Below are 4,343 nucleotides of genomic sequence, written 5' to 3' on the forward strand. Positions count from 1 at the left end.
CGAATGAAATGGGGAAAGATGAGATTCAGAAATTCATAAATCATCTTGCAGTAGAACAAAATGTTTCTTCATCAACACAAAATCAAGCATTGCCGGCAATATTGTATCTGTATAAAAATGTTTTGGATAAAGAAGTTGGATGGCTGGATGATATAAAACACGCAACAAGAATAAAACATCGTATAAAGGATATTGATTTTAATTATCAGCAAATTATTTTTCAGAGATACTAAAAGAAAGAATATCATATATACAATTTTACTTTCCTTGATAATTTCAGAACTTAAAAAACATTTGAATAAAGTTTATTGATAGTACATAAAGGTTTTAACATGACAAAAGGAAATACTGTACTTAAATATTACATTAGAGAAAAATATCCAAATACAGCAAAGAAATATGCATTGTAATGTAAAATGAATTGAATATGATTAAATTTTTTTGTTCAAAGAAGTATAACATAGCTAGAAGGAAAGAAGAATTTTATGAAACATAAAAATCAAATAAATACTGAGGGTTAAAAAATGAAAAAAATATTATTCGTTCTATTATTTCTTTCAATTAACTTTTTGAAGGCACAAGAGAAAAAACCTTTTTCCAGTTTTGATGTTGGTTTTTATGGAGGTATTAATTTTTATAATACAAACAATATTAGAGGTGATTTTCTTGTAGAATTTAAAACGAACCTCATATCTTCACTTACACTCAAAGCATCTACTGGTTACTTCAGGACAATTCAACCATACTCTAATATTATCACAGTAAGAAAGTACTCTAAATATACTATTAATGATACTTCTTCAATATTTCTTGCAACTAAATATAATTTAGTAAGTAGAAATTATGATATTTTCCCGCTGACCATAGGAATCCAATATGATATCAATCAAAGTATTTTATCACCATATCTTTCAATAGATGTTGCTTACAATATTATCAATTCATCTTTAGATACATCACCTCCTGAAGTCTGGTCTTATAAATCAATGGATGAGATACCTGCCGAATTTAAGGGAATTCAAAAAAATGAAATTCTTCCTGACAAATCATATGGAATAATATTAGGAATGGGTACAGCATATCAAATTTCTTCAAAATTGAACCTTGATATTAGATATTTGTTCAAATATGATAATAAAATTATTAACACGCATCATATCATTGTAGGTATTTATTTTTAGAAGATGAATTTAGAGAATAAACTTATTTATCTTTTGTTGTATTTTCTATTAACGACGGAAATTTTTTCACAAGAAAAATCTTTTATCTCAGAAAATAAAAATATTATCAATTTATTCTTAACCAAAAGTATTTACAACATATCAACTTTTAATCCATATAAAAAGAATTTTTCCGGGATTTTAGATAGCCTTATTTGTATAAGTATAAACGGTGATAGAATGAAGATTGTATATAATTATAATGATGATTTATTATTAAATAATTTCATAATAGCTGGTTGGCTTGATGGCAAATGGAAAAATATAGAGAAACATACAAACAAATATAATTCTGACGGAAATATTGAATCAGTTCTTTGGGAATGGTTTAATACTTCATCACAAGAATGGTTTAACGAGGCGAAAGATATTTATAATTATGATTCGTTAGGCAATAGAAATTTTATTTTACATCAGTATTTCAATGGCCAGGAATTTGTAGATGATTATAAGTACGAAAATTTTTTCAAAGGAATAAATTTGGTGTTATCTATAAAGTTAAATTGGATTGGTAATGAATGGGTATATGGGTTTAAAAATATTTACACTTATAATTCAGAGAATTTAGTTGATACAAATTTATTCCAAATTTGGACGAATAATCAATGGGTAAATTATTATCTGACTAATTATACATATGATGAAAAATTAAATCGAAAAACTATTCTTACAAAAATCTGGCAAGAAGAACAATGGGTAGATTATGGTTTAACAATTTTTGAGTACGATATAAATAATAATTTGGTTCTTGAAAATTTGAAGATAGCTCAAAATAATAATTGGAAGAATTGTGTAAGGACAATTTATGAATATGATGAGAATAATAATTTAATTCATATATTTGGTGAGGAGTGGAAAAATGGGAAATGGACCCCTGAAAATGAACTTTTAAAAGTTACAAATCCTGACGGTATTTTATATGCATATTTAGCTAAAGAAATATTTTTGTTTTACAGGAATCCTACAAGTGTAAAGAATGAAGAAAATATTGCTGAGGAATTTAATCTTTTTCAAAATTATCCCAACCCATTTAATTCAAATACAGTAATTTCTTACAATATTTCAGAGTGTTCCTTGATTACATTAACTATATATAACCTTCTGGGAGAGGAAATAAAAACTTTAGCAAAGGAAGAGCAAGCTCCAGGTAAGTATCAAATTAATTTTGATGGAAGTAATTTACCAAGCGGGATATATTTTTATCAACTAAGTACAGAAAAATTCCAGCAAACAAAAAAAATGTTGCTATTGAGGTAATATCTGATCAGCCTATCAATCGCACACTATATTTGCATTTATATGATTATTGTGAGTTGTTACATAAGCGATATCCCAATTTCATGCCGCCACTTATTGGCGATGCATTTATTAGGCATTGCTTAATAAAAATTTTTTATTGTTAATTATATCATCATGAAAATTTCTCTCGCTGATTTCGCAGATTTGCGTTGATTGTTTATCTGTATTAATCTGCGGTAATCTGCGTGAAAATTATTTCTTTTTTGATGGCTTACAAATGCTAATTGTTTATTGTTTACAACTCGAAAAAATATTTTTGAAAATTAAAATTATTTTTTTATGTTACTTCAGAATTGAGGGAAAATATGTGAACACAAGCCAGAGTAATATAGCAAATAAACCAAAACTCCTCGATAAAGTAAGGCTTACTCTGCGGGCAAATCATTACAGCAGAAAGACTGAAGAAGCATACATCGGCTGGATAAAAAGATATATACTTTTCCACAACAAAAGACATCCGAATGAACACAGTTCTGTTAATCCCGTGAGATATTTAGTATGAATTACTTTTATACATACGTACTACAATCATCGAAAGACCTCAATTTCTATGTGGGTTATGCAAATAATTTAGTCAAACGAATTGAAGAACATAATAAAGGAAAAGTTCCTTCAACAAAGAATCGAGTGTCTTTAATATTGATTTATTTGGAAGGTTGTTTAAATCAACAGGATGCTACAAGAAGAGAAAAATATTTAAAGACTTCGTGGGGTAAAAGGTTTATTAAAAATAGATTAAAAAGTTATCTCACGGGATAAAACAACGATGATTTATACACATGTTCTGAATAAAGAACTAGGAGTAAAAAGTCCATTAGACTGAAATGTATGAAGAATAATATTATGCAAATGCTATTTTTAAATATTAAGAATATTAAGCAAAAACAAAGCCATTGGAATAATATCCTGCGTGCAGTTGCAGGATATCATTCCTTAATCAATAAATCTGTGCAGTATAATTAATAGTTAGGGATCAGAGCAACACGGACGGATCAAATAATGAACTACTCTAATTTCGATCAGGTTCTCCAAGATTTGCAGAGTATAAACCAGGCCATCGAGGCGATCAGGCAGAGAATAGTAACTGTTAGTGGAGTTTCGTATGCGTCACAGGATGCTCGTCATGTCGCCCTTGATGGTTTGCAGTGTGACATTGGTGCGTGCGGTAATTGGATAAGAGTACTCATGAGCCTAAAAGGTCTTGCTCAAGAGAAGTACGGCAATAATTGGGATGAAGAGTATCGAAATCTAATTGGAACTGGTTTGACCTCTAGTCAGGCTGAAGAGCTGATGCTCGATTACTTGAGAAACACTCTTATTAGCAAAGTGCATTTCAAGATAGAGAATCTTTTCAACAACATTTTAAAGGCTCTTTCTGCAAGTCCAAAAAGGAGAGGTTTTTGGCACACCAGTTCTACCATGCTCCAACAGGCAGATATTCCCCCCAGGGGACGAGAAAAGGATATTCTCACTGTGCTCGCAAATTTGAGAAATTCGTTTCACGCAAATGGAATGCATAACAATGATTCTCTATGCGTTGATATTGATGGAATTAGGTTTGAATTCTGCAAAGGAAAACGGGTGGAGTGCGCTTCGTGGAAGCATATCGTTGTAATCATAAGGGCCAATATTTCTGTTCTTGAATCTGTTCTTTTCTCAGACAGAGTAGCGAGTCTTAAAAGCCAAATACCAGATGCTTTTGCAGCAGGCAATCCCTAACAAGTCGCTCCAGCGGACCCTCGCTACGCTCGGGCCGCTGAGCTTAGATCGTTATATGGCTAATAAGAGGTGTAAAATGGCAAAAACATCTGTTAAGTCAGCTTC

The 4,343-nt window shown here is 30.5% G+C and carries 6 protein-coding genes; all 6 read left to right on the forward strand.

Translation table 11 applies throughout. The features are described from left to right. On the forward strand, nucleotides 1-233 hold a 233-nt coding region (locus tag VJY32_RS14255), incomplete at its 5' end, for a phage integrase N-terminal SAM-like domain-containing protein (RefSeq protein WP_353678601.1). A gap of 291 nt (nucleotides 234-524) precedes the next feature. Continuing rightward, entirely contained in the window at nucleotides 525-1,181 is a 657-nt protein-coding gene (locus VJY32_RS14260) for a hypothetical protein (RefSeq protein ID WP_353678602.1), read from the forward strand. A 219-nt stretch (nucleotides 1,182-1,400) separates the two neighbouring features. Beyond that, complete coding sequence (locus VJY32_RS14265) at nucleotides 1,401-2,477, forward strand: T9SS type A sorting domain-containing protein (RefSeq protein ID WP_353678603.1); 1,077 nt, start codon at nucleotides 1,401-1,403, stop codon at nucleotides 2,475-2,477. Nucleotides 2,478-2,826: 349 nt separating this feature from the next. After that, nucleotides 2,827-3,021, forward strand: a complete 195-nt coding sequence (locus VJY32_RS14270) for a phage integrase N-terminal SAM-like domain-containing protein (RefSeq protein ID WP_353678604.1) — start codon at nucleotides 2,827-2,829, stop codon at nucleotides 3,019-3,021. Further along, nucleotides 3,018-3,278 (forward strand): GIY-YIG nuclease family protein, encoded by a 261-nt coding sequence (locus VJY32_RS14275; RefSeq protein WP_353678605.1) that lies wholly within the window; start codon nucleotides 3,018-3,020, stop codon nucleotides 3,276-3,278. Before VJY32_RS14270 ends, VJY32_RS14275 begins: the two co-directional genes overlap by 4 nt. A 240-nt stretch (nucleotides 3,279-3,518) precedes the next feature. Then, nucleotides 3,519-4,238, forward strand: coding sequence for a hypothetical protein (locus tag VJY32_RS14280; protein WP_353678606.1), 720 nt, complete (start codon nucleotides 3,519-3,521; stop codon nucleotides 4,236-4,238). Nucleotides 4,239-4,343 lie beyond the last annotated feature (105 nt).

The sequence above is a fragment of the Rosettibacter primus genome, assembly GCF_036860675.1.
Lineage (GTDB): Bacteria > Bacteroidota > Ignavibacteria > Ignavibacteriales > Melioribacteraceae > Rosettibacter > Rosettibacter primus.